The organism is Paenibacillus sp. FSL L8-0435 (assembly GCF_037965655.1).
In the GTDB taxonomy this organism is placed as follows: domain Bacteria; phylum Bacillota; class Bacilli; order Paenibacillales; family Paenibacillaceae; genus Paenibacillus.
Map to the genome: position 1 here is coordinate 6,211,594 of NZ_CP150185.1, position 16,125 is coordinate 6,227,718.

21 protein-coding genes and 1 other annotated feature are annotated in these 16,125 nt (G+C 46.7%); of the genes, 1 reads left to right on the forward strand and 20 read right to left on the reverse strand.

Features of this window, described 5'->3' with window-relative positions:
- Nucleotides 1-120: 120 nt before the first annotated feature.
- The 18 genes from NST33_RS27620 to NST33_RS27705 all read right to left on the reverse strand — a co-directional run bounded on the left by NST33_RS27620 (nucleotide 121) and on the right by NST33_RS27705 (nucleotide 13,572).
- Entirely contained in the window at nucleotides 121-723 is a 603-nt protein-coding gene (locus NST33_RS27620) for a class I SAM-dependent methyltransferase (protein ID WP_339305779.1), read from the reverse strand.
- A gap of 96 nt (nucleotides 724-819) precedes the next feature.
- A complete protein-coding gene (gene rplL / locus NST33_RS27625; protein WP_017692065.1) occupies nucleotides 820-1,179 on the reverse strand; it encodes a 50S ribosomal protein L7/L12 in 360 nt (119 codons plus the stop codon).
- Nucleotides 1,180-1,251: 72 nt separating this feature from the next.
- A complete protein-coding gene (rplJ, locus tag NST33_RS27630) occupies nucleotides 1,252-1,755 on the reverse strand; it encodes a 50S ribosomal protein L10 (protein WP_017692064.1) in 504 nt (167 codons plus the stop codon).
- Between the two features lie 23 nt (nucleotides 1,756-1,778).
- Nucleotides 1,779-1,926, reverse strand: a sequence feature (ribosomal protein L10 leader region).
- Between the two features lie 68 nt (nucleotides 1,927-1,994).
- Nucleotides 1,995-2,687: a 50S ribosomal protein L1 gene (gene rplA, locus NST33_RS27635; RefSeq protein WP_017692063.1), complete on the reverse strand. Its 693-nt coding sequence runs from the start codon at nucleotides 2,685-2,687 to the stop codon at nucleotides 1,995-1,997.
- A gap of 94 nt (nucleotides 2,688-2,781) precedes the next feature.
- The gene (rplK, locus tag NST33_RS27640) at nucleotides 2,782-3,207 is read right to left on the reverse strand and encodes a 50S ribosomal protein L11 (RefSeq protein WP_017692062.1); all 426 of its coding nucleotides are present in this window, start codon (nucleotides 3,205-3,207) and stop codon (nucleotides 2,782-2,784) included.
- 68 nt (nucleotides 3,208-3,275) lie between these two features.
- Nucleotides 3,276-3,809, reverse strand: a complete 534-nt coding sequence (gene nusG, locus NST33_RS27645) for a transcription termination/antitermination protein NusG (RefSeq protein WP_145336484.1) — start codon at nucleotides 3,807-3,809, stop codon at nucleotides 3,276-3,278.
- 21 nt (nucleotides 3,810-3,830) lie between these two features.
- Nucleotides 3,831-4,022, reverse strand: a complete 192-nt coding sequence (secE, locus tag NST33_RS27650; RefSeq protein WP_017692060.1) for a preprotein translocase subunit SecE — start codon at nucleotides 4,020-4,022, stop codon at nucleotides 3,831-3,833.
- Nucleotides 4,023-4,039: 17 nt separating this feature from the next.
- Nucleotides 4,040-4,189 carry a 50S ribosomal protein L33 gene (rpmG, locus tag NST33_RS27655; RefSeq protein ID WP_072735843.1) on the reverse strand — a complete coding sequence of 50 codons (150 nt, stop codon included), beginning with the start codon at nucleotides 4,187-4,189 and terminating at the stop codon, nucleotides 4,040-4,042.
- Nucleotides 4,190-4,494: 305 nt separating this feature from the next.
- The gene (sigH, locus tag NST33_RS27660) at nucleotides 4,495-5,139 is read right to left on the reverse strand and encodes an RNA polymerase sporulation sigma factor SigH (protein WP_017692059.1); all 645 of its coding nucleotides are present in this window, start codon (nucleotides 5,137-5,139) and stop codon (nucleotides 4,495-4,497) included.
- Nucleotides 5,140-5,310: 171 nt separating this feature from the next.
- A complete protein-coding gene (locus NST33_RS27665) occupies nucleotides 5,311-5,832 on the reverse strand; it encodes an NYN domain-containing protein (RefSeq protein WP_036607162.1) in 522 nt (173 codons plus the stop codon).
- A 5-nt stretch (nucleotides 5,833-5,837) separates the two neighbouring features.
- Nucleotides 5,838-6,584 carry a 23S rRNA (guanosine(2251)-2'-O)-methyltransferase RlmB gene (gene rlmB, locus NST33_RS27670; protein WP_017692057.1) on the reverse strand — a complete coding sequence of 249 codons (747 nt, stop codon included), beginning with the start codon at nucleotides 6,582-6,584 and terminating at the stop codon, nucleotides 5,838-5,840.
- A 43-nt stretch (nucleotides 6,585-6,627) separates the two neighbouring features.
- Complete coding sequence (locus tag NST33_RS27675; protein ID WP_076334124.1) at nucleotides 6,628-7,107, reverse strand: ribonuclease III domain-containing protein; 480 nt, start codon at nucleotides 7,105-7,107, stop codon at nucleotides 6,628-6,630.
- Nucleotides 7,104-8,504: a cysteine--tRNA ligase gene (gene cysS / locus NST33_RS27680; protein ID WP_091020524.1), complete on the reverse strand. Its 1,401-nt coding sequence runs from the start codon at nucleotides 8,502-8,504 to the stop codon at nucleotides 7,104-7,106. The genes NST33_RS27675 and cysS overlap by 4 nt, the downstream gene beginning before the upstream one ends.
- A gap of 42 nt (nucleotides 8,505-8,546) precedes the next feature.
- Nucleotides 8,547-9,206: a serine O-acetyltransferase gene (gene cysE / locus NST33_RS27685; protein ID WP_221825254.1), complete on the reverse strand. Its 660-nt coding sequence runs from the start codon at nucleotides 9,204-9,206 to the stop codon at nucleotides 8,547-8,549.
- A gap of 538 nt (nucleotides 9,207-9,744) precedes the next feature.
- The gene (gene gltX / locus NST33_RS27690) at nucleotides 9,745-11,202 is read right to left on the reverse strand and encodes a glutamate--tRNA ligase (protein WP_076334125.1); all 1,458 of its coding nucleotides are present in this window, start codon (nucleotides 11,200-11,202) and stop codon (nucleotides 9,745-9,747) included.
- 33 nt (nucleotides 11,203-11,235) lie between these two features.
- Complete coding sequence (gene ispF, locus NST33_RS27695) at nucleotides 11,236-11,712, reverse strand: 2-C-methyl-D-erythritol 2,4-cyclodiphosphate synthase (RefSeq protein WP_017692052.1); 477 nt, start codon at nucleotides 11,710-11,712, stop codon at nucleotides 11,236-11,238.
- A complete protein-coding gene (ispD, locus tag NST33_RS27700) occupies nucleotides 11,709-12,404 on the reverse strand; it encodes a 2-C-methyl-D-erythritol 4-phosphate cytidylyltransferase (protein ID WP_339305784.1) in 696 nt (231 codons plus the stop codon). Before ispD ends, ispF begins: the two co-directional genes overlap by 4 nt.
- An 82-nt stretch (nucleotides 12,405-12,486) precedes the next feature.
- Nucleotides 12,487-13,572, reverse strand: a complete 1,086-nt coding sequence (locus tag NST33_RS27705; RefSeq protein ID WP_047841132.1) for a PIN/TRAM domain-containing protein — start codon at nucleotides 13,570-13,572, stop codon at nucleotides 12,487-12,489.
- A gap of 172 nt (nucleotides 13,573-13,744) precedes the next feature.
- Here NST33_RS27705 and NST33_RS27710 point away from each other — a divergent pair, with 172 nt between their 5' ends.
- Entirely contained in the window at nucleotides 13,745-14,140 is a 396-nt protein-coding gene (locus NST33_RS27710; RefSeq protein WP_017692049.1) for a hypothetical protein, read from the forward strand.
- A gap of 126 nt (nucleotides 14,141-14,266) precedes the next feature.
- Here NST33_RS27710 and pssA read toward each other — a convergent pair whose 3' ends face one another.
- A complete protein-coding gene (gene pssA / locus NST33_RS27715) occupies nucleotides 14,267-14,998 on the reverse strand; it encodes a CDP-diacylglycerol--serine O-phosphatidyltransferase (protein WP_017692048.1) in 732 nt (243 codons plus the stop codon).
- A gap of 45 nt (nucleotides 14,999-15,043) precedes the next feature.
- Entirely contained in the window at nucleotides 15,044-16,120 is a 1,077-nt protein-coding gene (disA, locus tag NST33_RS27720) for a DNA integrity scanning diadenylate cyclase DisA (RefSeq protein WP_047841130.1), read from the reverse strand.
- Nucleotides 16,121-16,125: the final 5 nt, after the last annotated feature.

The window sequence follows — 16,125 nt, forward strand, 5'->3', positions numbered from 1 at the left end:
CATCTTAATACTGACATTTTACAACTATACCACGACCTGAATTTCAAGTCAATAGTCCTATTGCAAAAAAAATGATCCCCTGCTTACTTTACAAACTCGGATTCAGCTTTTAGTAGATACCTATTCCGATTTCACCGCTTTGAAAATCCGATAGCCTTTATCCTTCGTCACTTCTTCCACTCTGCCAAACAAAGATTCCAATTTCGCTTTCGCTGACGGGGCTCCTTGTTTCTTTTGAATGACAATCCACAACGAACCGCCTACCTTCAGATGGCGATGTGCCTGTTCGAAAATAGTATGAACCGTATCTTTCCCAGCCCGTATAGGCGGGTTGGTTAGGATAACGTCAAAATCTTGCTTTTTCACTTCAGCCAGTAGATTACTTTGCAATACCGTAACATTGTTAATTCCGTTCGCTTTTGCATTTTCCTTGGAAAGTTCAACGGCTCTCTCGTTGATATCGATCATGGTGACATGCCCATCCGGTACAAGTTTGGCTGCTGTAAGACCCATTGGCCCGTATCCACAGCCCACATCGAGAACATGAGCCCCTGATGGCAACTCTATCGCATCAATCAATACTCTGCTGCCATAATCGATTCCGTTTTTGGAAAACACACCGGCATCCGTCACGAATCGCAGACTGAATCCGCGAAGAACCGCTTCAGTTACTCTGCGATCATGCGCCACTTGCGGTTTGTCCGAATAATAATGATTGGACATGCCCTCACTCACTTTCCATTTACAATTACAGCAACAAACCCCTTGATATAAGTCAAGGGGTTTGTTGTTTTGTTCATTTAGCTTGTAATAGCTAAATTATTTAACTTCAACTGAAGCGCCTGCTTCTTCAAGCTTAGCTTTAACCGCTTCTGCTTCTTCTTTAGCAACTTTTTCTTTCAATGCTTTTGGAGCGTTGTCAACCAATTCTTTTGCTTCTTTCAGGCCAAGACCTGTGATTTCGCGAACTGCTTTGATAACGTTGATTTTGGAAGCACCAGCGCTAGTCAAGATTACGTCGAACTCGGATTGCTCAGCTTCAGCAGAAGCTACCGCACCTGCAGCAGCTACTGGAGCTGCAGCAGTTACGCCGAATTCTTCTTCGATTGCTTTAACAAGATCGTTCAATTCCAGTACAGTCATGCCTTTGATTGCTTCCAAGATTTGCTCTTTACTCATGAGTGAACCTCCATATATAATATTATTTTTTTTAATTCATTTGCCGCCTAAGCAGCATTCAGATCAAGTTGCTTACGCGCCTTGCTCTTCTTTTTCTGCAACTGCTTTAACCGCAAGCGCGAAGTTGCGCACTGGCGCTTGAAGCACGCTGAGGAGCATGGAGAGGAGTCCATCGCGGGATGGCAGTTCTGCCAATGCCTTAACTTCTTCTACTCCGATTACGCGACCTTCTACGACCGCACCTTTCAATTCCAGTGCATCGTTCTTTTTCGCGAAGTCGTTCAGAATTTTAGCTGGAGCCACAACGTCATCTACGCTGAATGCAATTGCAGTAGGACCTGTAAGAACACTATCGAGTTCTGTCAGTTCTGCTGCTGCAGCTGCACGGCGAAGCAACGAGTTTTTCAGCACTTGGAATTCGATCCCTGCTTCACGAAGTTGCTTACGCAACTCAGTTACTTGGGCAACGTTCAATCCGCGATAGTCAACAACAACAGTTGTAACGCTCTCGCGCAATTTTGCTGTTACTGCATCAACGGATTCTTGTTTTGCTTGAATCACTTTTGCGTTTGCCAATCTGTACACCTCCTGATCAAATTTATCCCATTAAGAAAAGCCTCCGTAGAATCACGAAGGCTTGATATATACTCATCATCGATTTGCATCGTTCTAAGTTCTATAATCACACCTCGGCAGGAAATTAAGCCAAATGGCACCTACTGTCTACGGCAAGCATATTCAAATGTCAACGGTCAGTCACTCGGACTCACAACTTTTATATCTTATCAAAAACAGGACAAGCCTGTCAAGAGATATTATCTAAAAGCTGCTGCGTTCACGCGTGCGCCAGGGCCCATCGTGGAAGAAAGACTAACATTCTTCAGATAAACACCTTTTGCTGCCGCTGGTTTAGCACGATTCAGAGCTTCCATGAGAGCTTTGAAGTTCTCATTAAGTTGCTCAGAAGAGAAAGAAGCTTTACCAATCGGTGCATGAATTTGACCTGCACGATCCAGACGATATTCGATTTTACCGGCTTTAATTTCTTGAACAGCCTTAGTTACATCGAAAGTTACCGTTCCGGCTTTAGGGTTAGGCATCAGACCTTTACCGCCGAGCAGTCGGCCCAATTTACCTACTTCACTCATCATATCTGGTGTCGCTACGCAGACGTCGAATTCGAACCAGCCTTGTTGGATTTTGTTGATCATGTCTGCATCACCTACATAATCCGCGCCAGCCGCTTCCGCTTCTTTCGCTTTGTCACCTTTTGCAAATACCAATACGCGTTGTGTTTTACCTGTGCCGTGTGGCAAGACAACAACACCACGTACAGCCTGGTCTTGCTTACGAGGGTCTACACCCAAACGAACTGCTGCTTCGATTGTTTCATCGAATTTTGCAGTAGCTGCCTTTTTCACAAGCTCTACAGCTTCTGAAGGCTCGTAAGTTGCTTCGCTGTCAATCAGCTTAGCAGCTTCCAGGTATTTTTTACCGTGTTTAGCCATGTTTTATTCCTCCTTTGTGGTGTTAGCGGATATACCTCCCACATCAACCGGTCGCGAATCGACCGGTTTTACGAAGCCATGTTTCTTATGAAAATTAGTCTTCGATGGTGATACCCATGCTGCGGGCAGTACCTTCGACCATACGCATAGCGGACTCAACGTCTGCTGCATTCAGGTCAGGCATTTTTGTTTCTGCGATTTGACGTACCGCATCACGTTTAACAGTAGCAACTTTTTTCTTGTTCGGTTCGCCGGATCCTTTTTCAACTTTAGCTGCCACTTTCAACAGAACTGCTGCTGGTGGAGTTTTAGTGATGAAAGTAAAGGAACGGTCCTCGAATACAGAAATTTCAACTGGAATAATCAATCCCGCTTGATCAGCTGTACGAGCGTTGAATTCTTTACAGAATGCCATGATGTTGACACCTGCTTGACCCAAAGCCGGACCTACTGGTGGTGCTGGGTTTGCTTTACCTGCTGGAATCTGCAGTTTTACCATTTTAATAACTTTTTTCGCCATGATTGACACCTCCTTGCAAAATAGTGGTTAACGGGTTTTTCAACCCTCCCACAAGAAACTTGAAGAGACTATATCTTCTCCACTTGCGTATATTCCAACTCAAGCGGTGTTTCCCGTCCAAACATGTTCACGTGCACTTTCAACTTGCTTTTATCTACCAAAATTTCTTCCACGGAGCCTACGAAATTCGCAAAAGGACCGACTTTAATACGTACGGATTCCTTAATTTCGAACTCAATTTTCGGCTTAGGCTCAACCATACCCATGTGCTTCAGAATTTGTTCCACTTCTTCAGGCAACAATGCAGTTGGTTTGGACCCAGAACCTGTCGAACCGACAAATCCTGTAACACCTGGTGTGTTGCGAACAACATACCAAGAATCATCCGTCTGTACCATTTCCACCAAGACATAACCGGGATAAACTTTACGCATAACGGTCTTTTTCTTACCGTCCTTGTTTACCACTTCTTCTTCCATAGGAACAAGAACGCGGAATATCTTGTCTTCCATGCCCATAGACTCTACGCGTTTTTCCAAATTGGCTTTGACCTTGTTCTCATACCCTGAATAGGTATGAACGACGTACCATCTTTTTTCCATATCAAGCCACCGGAACCCTTCTTAAATAATCGCTTCGATCACAAAGGAGATGCCAATGTCAATGACCCAAAAAAACAGCGTCATAACCACAACAGTACCAAGTACGATCAATGTGTAGTTGGTCAGCTCTTTACGATTAGGCCAGCGAACTTTTTTAAGTTCAGCCCAGCTTTCTGAGAAAAAGGAAATCAGAGATTTGAAACTTCGTTTCACGCCGACACCTCCAAAAACTATCTGGTTTCGCGATGAGAAGTCTGCTCGTTACAAAACTTGCAAAATTTCTTCATCTCCATGCGGTCGGGGTGATTACGCTTGTTTTTTGTCGTAGTGTAATTTCTTTGTTTGCAGTTAGTACAAGCCAAAGTAATAATTACCCGCATGATGTACACCTCCCGAAGACTTCCACATTCAAGCAGAGTCTCTAAATTGATCCTGAAAAAAAAGCCATAAATTTAGGCCTACCTAAAACACTTTATCACAAGGGTATAACCATGTCAATGAAAGAATAGCCTTTCATTCATTGGGTATTACTTCCGTACAACGTACATTCGTTTCTCATCTCTGTTTTTCTCTTCTCCTGCATGGACCGAGCGATTACTAGTATAAACATTCTTAGATTTTATAAACTTGAGACACTAAAAAAAGACTCAAACACCGAGCCTTTTCCGTCAACGACAACATGTGTTTAATTATCTCGAACTTCCAGGTACTTTTCAAGTTTGCGCTTGACGCGCTGAAGTGCATTATCAATGGACTTCACATGTCTGTCCAAATCTACTGCAATCTCTTGATAAGATCTCCCGTCCAGATACAACATCAATACTTTACGTTCCAGATCACTCAGAATCTCGGACATTTTATCTTCCAGGCCCACAAACTCTTCCTGATTGATGATAAGTTCTTCCGGATCACTGACCTGAGTTCCACAAATCACATCGAGTAACGTACGATCAGACTCTTCGTCATAAATAGGCTTGTCCAGAGATACATAAGAATTAAGTGGAATATGTTTCTGACGTGTTGCTGTCTTAATCGCCGTGATGATCTGTCTTGTAATACACAGTTCGGCAAAAGCCTTGAACGAAGCCAGCTTGTCCCCTTTGAAATCTCGAATGGATTTGTAGAGGCCAATCATTCCTTCTTGAATAATATCTTCCCGGTCTGCCCCAATCAGAAAATAAGATCTTGCCTTGGCGCGTACAAAGTTACGATATTTGTTAATCAAAAACTCTAACGCTTCGCTTTCGCCTTCACGGAAAGCTTCGACAATGTCTTCGTCACTTTGGTAATCATACTTGGATAACATGATATCTTTGAGGTCGACACTCACAGACAATCCCTCCGGCTGCAACGCAAGGTACCCCGTTACTCTACTCTATGAAATATAGGATCAGTATATATGATGGTACCTCACACCGTCAACCACGCTCTGCCTAAAAAAGAACATCAATAACATAAATGTCAAGACTTTCAATATTCTAAAATTTGTAAAAACGTGCTGTTATTCCCGGCGCCATCGCTCAAACTCTTTTAATACATCGGGACTCAACTTGCCCCCGAGTGTGTTACGCGTGGTCTTCGCCTGATCTTCTTCCAGTCGTTTTTTTAATTCTTTTTCGTTCTGCTCAACTTCAATTAGCAACTCCCTCGCAGATACACGTAACGCTCCCTGTCCAAATATGACATGTTGCTCTACCATATCGCTCGTAGCCACATAGATTTGGCGTCTTCGCATGCTTAGTTCCCGAACGAGTCTCTCAATGCATTCGTCTGCCGTCTCTTTTTCCTTTGTAAAATAGATCTGCACTTTGCTCTGAGTAAAGGATTTACCGAGTCCAGGCACGAGGTAGGCGTCAAACACAACAATGACTCGACGGCCGGAGAAAGCCTGGTAATCTGCAAGACGAAAGAGAAGCCTGTTTCGCGCTTCTTCCAGCCCACTTTCCGCCAGTTTGGTTAATTCCGGCCAGTCGCCAATCATGTTGTACCCGTCTACAAGAAGCACATCACGGGAATCAGCCATACCTTCTATTCCTGCGCTTGACGCGAACGGAGCACTTCATACATGACAACCCCGGCTGCCACGGAAGCATTCAGGGAATTAATCTGACCTTGCATTGGTAGTTTGATCAGCACATCGCATTTCTCACGAATAAGTCGTCCCATTCCCTTGTTCTCATTACCGATTACCAATGCCACAGGGCCAGTAAAGACTCCATTACCAAAGACACCTTCATGAGCCGTGACATCTGTCCCTACAACCCATACACCTTCCTCTTTGAGGCGATCAATGGTCTGTCCAAGATTACTTACCCGAGCCACTGGTACGTACTCCACAGCGCCTGCTGATGTTTTGGATACTGTCACGGTTACCGCAGCCGAGCGACGTTTGGGTACAATGACGCCATGCGCACCCGTGCAGTCCGCTGTCCGCAAAATGGACCCCAGGTTATGCGGATCTTCAATCTCATCCAGCAGAATCAGGAAAGGATGCTCATTCTTCGCTTTTGCTGCGGCAAGAATGTCTTCTACCTCCACATAAGCGTAAGGTGCTGCTTGAGCAACTACCCCCTGATGCTGAATGCCTGGTACCGTTTGATCCAGCTTACGCTTGTCCACGTGTTGAATGACAATACCTAGTTTTTTAGCTTCCGAGATAATAGGTTGAGTCAGATGTTTCTGTGCTGTATCGGCAATCCATATTTTATTAATGGTCCGGCCTGAACGCAGCGCCTCCGTCACGGAGTGTTTACCGGCGATCCATTCTTCTTCCATCGTTGTTCGATCCTCTCTGTAATGCGTTGTTTTGTTGAAATTTCTATTTTTTTGTCGGCGATGGCGATTGTTGTTCCGCGTGCTCAATGCCATGCCCGATCAGTTCAATCATGCGATCATGATGACCACTGCTATAGAGGTAACCAATGAGACATTCAAAAGCCGTGGCATGTCTGTACTCCAACACATCTGCATTTTTGGGTACACTACCCGACTTGGCATTCCGCCCTTGCCGGACGATATCCCGTTCTTCCTCTGTCAGTTCAGCCTCAATCGTTGTAAGTATACGGCTCTGTGCCTTCGCTGATACCAACCCGGTTGCACTACGGTGCAAATGATTGGGACGCATGTTGGCCTTCGACAACAGATATTGACGAACAGCTACCTCGTATACCGCATCACCAATATAGGCCAGTGCAATAGGTGGAATCAACCTCGCAGGTCTGGAAGGAGGATACGGGAACCATCCTCCCTCTGTGACCTGCTCCTGTTGTTTTGGTGTATTTGGATGTCCTTCGCTCATTTGCGCCGCCATCTCATGCCCTGCGCCGTATCTTCAAGCAGAATGCCACGGGCAGACAATTCATCGCGAATTTCATCCGCTCTTGCCCAGTTTTTGGACTTGCGCGCTTCTACACGCTCTTCAATCAGACGTTCTACTTCCTCGTCCAGAAGTTCTGGCTCTGCGTCAGTATAAATGCGCAGTACAGCATTCAATTCACTGAACAACTCGAGGAGTGCGCGAATGTCTGCCGCATTAACTACCTCTTGCTGCAACAGTTGGTTGGCTTCCCCTGCCCACTCAAACATAGCAGTAATTGCATCAGGCGTATTGAAATCATCCTGCATCTTCTCGTGATACTGCTGACGAATTTGGTCGAGTCTTGCCGCAAACTCTGCTGTGATATCCTGATCAACAGTTACTGCATTCAGACGATGGTTCAGGTTACCTACCGCATTCGCAATCCGGTCCACACTGTTCTGTGCCTGCTCCATCGTATCATCCGTGAAGTTCAATGGGTTGCGATAGTGGGTAGACAACATGAAATAACGAATCGCTTCGCGTTTATATTGATTCCGCAAGTCTTTAACCAGAACACCATTACCGAGTGATTTTGACATCTTCTCGTTATCAATCCGGATGAATCCATTATGCATCCAGTAGTTCGCAAGTGGTTTACCTGTTAATACCTCGGATTGGGCGCATTCGCACTCATGGTGCGGGAACTGCAAATCCTGTCCACCCCCGTGAATGTCCAGTGTATCCCCAAGGTACTCCCTAGCCATGGCGGAGCACTCAATATGCCAGCCTGGTCGACCATCCCCCCAAGGACTGGACCAATAGATCTCACCTGGTTTGGCAGCCTTCCAGAGCACAAAATCTTCGGGATGCTCTTTGCGCTCATCCACACCCACACGGATTCCAAATTGCAGTTCCTGCAGGTTCTGTTTCGAAAGTTTGCCATATTCGCTGAATTTGCCTGTCCGATAATAGACGTCACCGCCATTTTCATACGCAAATCCTTTTTCAACCAGCTCACGGATAAAATCAATGATCAGCGGCATGTTTTCCGTTACTCTCGGATTGCTGCTCGCCTTGGGAATACCCAATCCCTCAAGGTCTTCATAATAGGCAGCAATAAATTTCTCAGCTACATGAGGAACGTCTGTTCCAAGTTGTTCTGCTTTGCGAATCAGCTTATCGTCCACATCCGTGAAGTTCACCACATAGTTCACATCATGTCCTGTCTGTTCCAGGTATCCGCGAACTGTATCGAAAAAGATAACCGGGCGTGCATTCCCAATATGAATGTAGTCATACACCGTTGGTCCGCAGACATACATTTTTACTTTCCCTGGCTCTTGGGGAACAAATTCCTCTTTGGTACGACTCATCGTATTATAAATCTGAAGCGTCATGGTCACTTATCCTTTCATCCTATACTGCCTTTATTTATTGTATCACGTATCACGCACAGTCTCATTTTCACGGGCATTCTGCAGTGTACGTACTTCTTTCTGCAATCGTTCGAGTTCTTTTTGCATACTGCGCAGGGAGTCAACGACCGGATCGGGCAATTGCTGACTGAGGCGATCTACCCGTCGGCCATCCTGTTTGACAATTCTGCCTGGTATACCTACCACGGTACTATTGGAAGGGACTTCCTTAAGCACAACGGAGTTCGCACCAATGTTACATTGATCCCCCACGCTAAATGAACCCAGCACCTTGGCTCCGGATGAGATAACCACATTATTACCAATGGTCGGATGTCTCTTCCCTTTTTCTTTCCCTGTTCCGCCCAAGGTAACCCCCTGATAGATAACGACATCATCGCCAATCTCACATGTTTCTCCAATAACGACGCCCATTCCATGGTCAATAAACAACCGATTTCCGATCGTAGCTCCAGGATGTATCTCGATTCCTGTCATAAACCGGCTAACCTGCGAAATGAACCTGGCAACCGAGAACCATCTTCTCTTGTATAAAAAATGAGCCATCCGGTGTGCCCATATCGCATGCAGCCCTGAGTAGGTGAATACCACCTCAAACCAACCTCGGGCCGCCGGATCGTTTTCAAACACCGCCTGGATATCTGATCTGATCTTCTTGAACATGCTCGTTCCCCTCTTGTTCAGGTTCCCGTCCTCCGGCTTACCGGACGGCGCGTTCCTTGGTAGTGTACTGCACACTCGCCTAAACAAAAAAACGCCCCTGCAGCATTTAGCTGCAGAGGCGTTTATCGCGGTCCCACTCTGCTCGGTTCATTCTTAAATAGAATAAGCCCTCAAGCGGTTTGGTAACGGAAACCAATCGTCACAACCTATCCTAACGTTTTCCCTTGTCATGATCAACAAGGGCGGGGCTGGATTCGGCTGTGCAGCTCACGGGCGCATTTCGACTGATGGACAGTGGATGGCTCACAGCCACCGCAACCAAAGAAATCCTTCTTTGCTGCGGGACCATCCTCTCTGAATCTGTCCGGGTCAGTCTACTCCTCCCGATCTTTGCTGTTCTATTAGATAAATCATATCAATTATTCGTTGTGTTGTTATTATAGCGAAAAGGCCTCAGACTGACAACAGCCTGCTAGGTAATCCATCCATAATAAGACTGTATTCAGATTCCAAATAAACGGAATGTCCTCGAATACGCTTATTTTACCTGTGCAAGCAAACGTTCGATCACCGTATCCCGACCCAAAAGTACGATCGTTTGGTTCAAATCCCGTCCATGCGTCTGTCCAGTCAAGGCTACACGAATTGGCATAAAGAGCTGTTTGCCCTTAAAGCCGGTTTCTTTCTGTACTTCCTTGATTAATGCAGCCATTTTGCTTGGAGTAAACTCTTCGCTCGCCTGTACTTTATCCGCAAATGCCTTCAGTACGGTTGGCACCTGCTCCTCAGCAAGCACTGCTTCCCCTTCACTTTCAAGCTCCAGATTGGAACGGAAGAATACTTCCGACAATTCGACAATATCGGAGGCAGAATTCATCTGCTCCTGGTACAGGTGTACCAGAGTATAAGCCCATTCTTTTTGTTCAGCAGACAGCTCGGAAGAAATACGTCCAGCCTTTTGCAGATGCGGAATGGCCATCTCGGCAATACGTTCCGGGTCAGCATGTTTGATATAGTGGTTGTTCAAGTGAGCCAGCTTGTGGGTATCAAATACCGCCGGGCTCTTGGACAGACGTTTCGTATCAAAAATGGAGATCAGCTGCTCCTGGGAGAAGATTTCTTCCTCCCCTTCCGGCGACCAGCCGAGCAGGGAAATGAAGTTAAACATCGCTTCAGGCAAATAACCGAGCTGATCATATTGCTCAATAAACTGAATAACGGATTCATCCCGTTTACTCAGCTTCTTGTGATTTTCATTCACGATCAGCGTCATATGACCGAATTGCGGCGGCTCCCAGCCGAGCGCTTCATAGATCATCAGTTGACGCGGCGTGTTCGAGATGTGATCTTCCCCACGCAGGACGTGGGAGATCTTCATCAAGTGATCATCCACAGCAACAGCATAGTTGTACGTGGGAATGCCGTCTTTTTTCACAATGACGAAGTCACCGGATTCCTTGCTGTTGAACGAGATTGTGCCTTTAACCATATCATCAAACGTATATGTGCGCTCTTCCGGCACCCGGAAACGAATACTCGCTACGCGGCCTTCCGCTTCAAACGCACTAATTTGCTCTGGAGTCAGGTCACGGTGTTTGCCAGAATAACGCGGTGTTTCTCCACGTGCTGACTGTTCCTCGCGCTCTTGCTCCAATTCTTCCTCCGTGCAGAAGCAACGGTAAGCCAGACCTTTATCCAGCAATTCCTGCGTATATTTACGATAGAGGTCCAGACGTTCCGTTTGACGGTATGGTCCGTATTCTCCGCCCACGTCAATACTTTCGTCCCACTCAATTCCGAGCCATTTCAGGTATTTCAGTTGGCTTTCTTCACCACCGGCAATATTCCGTTTCACGTCCGTATCTTCAATACGAATAATGAATTTACCGTTATTATGTTTGGCATATAGATAGTTAAACAACGCCGTACGGGCATTCCCGATATGCAGGTGTCCCGTTGGGCTCGGCGCGTAACGCACACGAATTTCCGTGCTCATATGATCCCCTCCGTCGCTAATTGATTGATGATATCACACACGTACAAGGCAAACAACGGATTGAGCGGCAATGCCCTCTCCCCGTCCTGGGAATCCCAGTTGCTCTGTCGTTGTTGCTTTCACGTTCACCTGCGTTACATCCGCTTCCAGTGCCTTGGCAATAACCTCAGCCATCTGTGGGATGTAAGGAGCCATCTTTGGCTTCTGGGCAATAATCGTTGAATCAATATTCCCTAGCTTATACCCGCGATCTTTCACAAGCTGCCATACATGCTCCAGCAATTTCAGGCTGTCGGCATCTTTGAATTCCGGATCGGTATCCGGGAAGTGTTTGCCTATATCCCCAAGTGCCAGCGCACCCAAAATGGCATCACTAATCGCGTGCAACAGCACGTCTGCGTCCGAGTGACCCAGCAGTCCTTTTTCATAAGGAATCGTTACTCCGCCAATAATGCACGGGCGTCCCTCTACCAGCTGATGTACATCAAATCCCTGTCCTACACGTATCATCGCTTCTTCTCTCCCCCCAGCAAAAACGCAGCATATTGCAAATCTTCCGGCGTTGTTAATTTGATATTGGTATAATTGCCTTCCACAACCTTGACCGACATTCCCTGACGTTCAGCCAGCATGGCATCATCTGTTCCCAGAAATCCGTCCTGCTCGGCTGATGCGTAGGCGGAGAGCAGGGAAGAAAGACGAAAAGCCTGCGGGGTTTGAATGCTCCACAGACTGCTGCGGTCTGGCGTCGCCGTAACGACTCCTTCCGCATTCACTTGTTTGATCGTATCCTTCACGGGAACCGCCAGTACAGCTGCTCCACCACCGGCTATGGCGGCCGCCATGCATCCCTTGATCTGCTCATGGTTCACAAAAGGACGTACCCCGTCGTGAACGAGAACCCAATCCGTCCCAAGTGCCTCAAGGCCTTTATGGACAGAATGTTGTCTCTCTTTCCCTCCGGGGATAACACGGATACGTGAATCCAGTTGGTATTCTTTTACCCAATCCTGGCAGCGTTCAACATCTGCGGCTCCTGTGACCAACACCATCTCGCGGATCTCGTCCAGCGCAGCAAATACCTCAAGCGTATGTATGAAAACGGGCTTGTCCTGCAGCAACAGAAACTGTTTGCTCTCGGTCGTCCCCATCCGGGTTCCGCGACCTGCTGCCACAATGACAACGCCCCACCCTTTATCCATGCCGCAATCCCTGCCTTGTCTGTCAGTTTATCGTCCGAAGATATACAATATCATTCAACGATACACTACCCATCATACCGCTTTATTGGGCTTTTTCCAACAGTTTCGGCTTGGCAAAAATCATTCGTCCCGCTGAAGTCTGCAACACACTGGTCACCAGCACTTCCATCATCATGCCGATATACTCGCGTCCGCCCTCCACAACGATCATAGTGCCATCATCCAGATAGGCTACACCTTGACCATGCTCCTTGCCATCCTTGATGATCTGCACCATGATCTCCTCACCTGGCAGAACAACTGGCTTAACCGCATTGGCGAGATCATTAATGTTCAACACAGATACACCTTGGAGTTCGCACACTTTGTTCAGGTTAAAGTCATTGGTGACCACTTTGCCCTGAAGCACTTTAGCCAGTTTAACCAGTTTGCTGTCCACCTCGGAGATTTCCTCGAAATCCCCCTCGTAGATCAGGACTTTTACATCAAGTTCCTTCTGGATTTTATTCAAAATGTCCAGTCCACGCCGTCCTCTGTTCCGCTTGAGCAGATCCGATGAATCGGCAATATGCTGTAACTCCTCCAGAACGAATTCCGGAATTACGATCGTGCCTTCAATGAATCCGGTTTTGCATATATCAGCGATACGCCCATCGATAATAACACTGGTATCCAGAATCTTATGTTCTTCCATCCGTCTATCCTCGTCCACCTCGGGATGACCCCATCGCCCAGACATCCAGAAGGCCCCCAGATCGTCTTTCTTCGCCATGGCAAGGGTATAACCGGAATAAGCACTAATCACCGTCAGCGCCACTTGCAGCACTTCTCCTGCCGTCCCCATCCATCCCACAACAGGGTAGAGCAACAAGGCCACCAGCAACCCAGCCACCGTACCTGCGGCACCTGCAGCCAGTTCGTTCATAGGTACTTTTGCCAATGAATCGATTCCACTATGCAGCCTGTCTGCCATCAATGTTCCACCGATATTACATACAGCCATAAACATTACAGCTCCCAGCAGTGTCGATATACCAGCTCCCAGTAATCCTGCTGACTGAATCCACTCAGCCATCCATGGGACCGATTTTCCTGCCAGATGATATGCCGTGTAGCCGAACCATGCACCGCACAATCCTGTAAAAGTTAAAATGCCTTTTTTCCACATTAGTCCCTGCACCTCCTTCAATGTATCTTGACTTTATATCCAGTATGATCCAATTCCTGAATTGCTAATCCCATCTGGAAGAACTTTTTGGAAATGTTGCAATCGTCAGTTGAAAGTAGGTAAATTATTGGCATATAATGAATTCAATTCATATCCCGAGGTGAGTGGCAAAATGAGTACGCTAAGTTTACAGGCTTTCCAGGATCAAGTTTCTGAACTGTTGCTGCGTCATCGCAGCCTGATTGATGTACTTTCCAAAACGGGACAAGCCGGAGCGTCTGTTAACCGTGCCGTGTCCAAAGCCATTACCGAATGCGGCTGCATCGAGCTGCACGCCACCAAGCAGAAATATGCCCCGGAGAGCGATATCGCTCAAACCAAGGGCCTGCTGGAAACGCATGTGGAAGGTGAGTTGTGTGAGAACTGCAGAGAGGTCATCAGCTCTGAACTAGGGCGGAACCTGTTCTACATGTCGGCTCTCTGCAATCTGCTGGACATTAACATGGAAGAGGTCGTAAATCACGAATCACAGAAGTGTTCAACGTTAGGAATGTTTAATCTGTCGTAAGAAGATATGTATGTCGTCCGCAAGGGTTTCTTTTACCGTAAATAGATCTGAATAAACAAAAAGCACGCATTCTCCAGTTCAGGAGAGTACGTGCTTTCTTTGTATAGTGTCTGTCCCCAAGGCGACTTAACGATCGGAAGGACGGGAAGATTTCTCATCCTTGCGCTTTTTCGCCCGACTACGTGAGGCCGCCGTTCGCACATTATGCTTCATTCCATACAGGGCGTATAATACCAGCGGAATAAAGATCAATTTGGATAACTGCTCCGGGAAAATAACGGCTACGGCTATGGCAAATAACACAACCCATGGTGCAATCCAGATTGCCTTGCGTGGCAAACCGACCTTTTTGAAATTGGGATATTTAAGCGAACTCACCATCAGATACGATAACAGCAATGTAGCAATCATCATGCTAACCGGACCAATATCCTTATTGAACAAGGACAGTGTAGCCAGCACCCCACCGGCTGCGGGAATCGGCAGACCTGTGAAATACCCGGGAATTCCCGGACGAACATTAAACCGAGCAAGACGAATGGCTCCACAGATCGGAAAAGCCGCTGTTGCGATCCAGGCGAGGATCGGCATCGAATCTTGAAACGACACCATAAATATGATCAGGGCTGGTGCTGCACCAAAGGAAACCATGTCAGACAAGGAATCCAGTTCCTTGCCGAATTCACTTTGAGCATTGAGTGCACGTGCCACTCGGCCATCCAGACCATCCAGTAGCATCGCTACAATGACCATAATGGCAGCCAAACTGTAATTTCCATCAATCGCAAGCAAAATTGCCATCATTCCAAGAAACAGATTACCCAGGGTAAAGAGATTCGGAATGAATCTGGTTAGCATTGTTGTTTCACCTCATCCATTTCAAGCCTTTATATAGGCAAACCCTTACATCTGTCTGTCGATAAACATTTGCTCCTGCAAACGTTTGAGGCCTTCCTTAATGGTCCGGGCACGAACTTCACCAATACCGTCCACTTCGTCCAGTTCTTCAATTGTAGCCATAATAACATGAGGCAATTGTTCGAATTGATCCACCAAATTATGGATAATGACATTGGGCAGGCGGGGGATCTTATTTAATACCCGGAATCCACGAGGTGCAACCGAATCCTCAGAAGTAGCCGCTGATGATGGATAGCCGAGCAGACGGACAATATGATGTGCATCCAGCAACTCATCGTCCGACAATCTTTTCAGTCCCACGATAATTTCACGGATTTTGTCATCACTGTCGTCACGGGCATAGTCTTTATACAATAACCAGGCTTCTTCTTCCGTTGTACCCACGAGCTCTTCCATTTGCATGGAAATGAGTCGTCCCTCATTCCCAAGTTCATGAATGTATCGTTTGATTTCCGTTTTGATCCGCATCACCATTTCGGTACGCTGAATCACATTAACCACTTCAGGAATCGTTACTAATTCCTCAAATTCCGAAGCACTCAGATTCGTAAGGGACTGTGTTAATACCGCTTTGTATTTCTCCAGGGTTTGAATCGCTTGATTCGCTTTGGTCAAAATAACCCCGATTTCCTTGAGGGAATAACGAAGTGTTCCCTGATACAAGGTAATGATATTCCGGCGCTGTGATATGGATACGACCAATTTACCCGTTTGCTTTGCTACACGCTCTGCCGTCCGGTGACGAATCCCCGTCTCTGATGAAGAGATGGATGAATCCGGGATTAACTGGGTATTGGCGTAAAGAATACGCTTCAAATCCTCGCTAAGAATAATGGCTCCATCCATCTTGGCGAGTTCATACAGATAGTTCGGGGAGAAATCACAGTTAATCGAGAATCCCCCATCCACCACTTCCATTACTTCAGGGCTGTATCCTACAACAAGCAGTGCGCCCGTCTTGGCGCGCAGCACATTTTCCAGACCTTCGCGGAAAGGTGTACCTGGTGCGATCAGCCTTAACAACTCATTCATATTATCCAGTTGGCTCATATCTTTCATCTTGT